Annotated in this window: 1 pseudogene; it reads left to right on the top strand. The window is 78.4% G+C overall.

What is annotated here, in order from left to right:
* Window positions 1-236: pseudogene (locus E9549_RS23000) on the top strand (GntR family transcriptional regulator); the annotation flags it as partial.

Genomic DNA, 236 nt, shown 5'->3' with positions numbered 1-236 from the left:
CATCGCGCCGCGCGCCTGGGCGGAGCACCGTCAGGTCGCCGAGCTGATCGCCGCCGGCGAGGCCGACCGCGCCGCCGCCGCGATGCACCGGCACGTCGCGCTGTCGCGGAACTCCTACCTGGAGATCCACCCCGACGGCGACGTGCCGGTGCATCGCGGCGGCGGCGCGGTCGGCCTCGCCGGCGGCGATCAGCTCGGCGACCTGACGGTGCTCCGCCCAGGCGCGCGGCGCGATG

This window comes from Blastococcus sp. MG754426 (assembly GCF_021699055.1).
Lineage (GTDB): Bacteria > Actinomycetota > Actinomycetes > Mycobacteriales > Geodermatophilaceae > Blastococcus.
The sequence above is the reverse complement of the archived record's forward strand: the minus strand, read 5'-3'. Positions and strand labels throughout refer to the sequence as shown.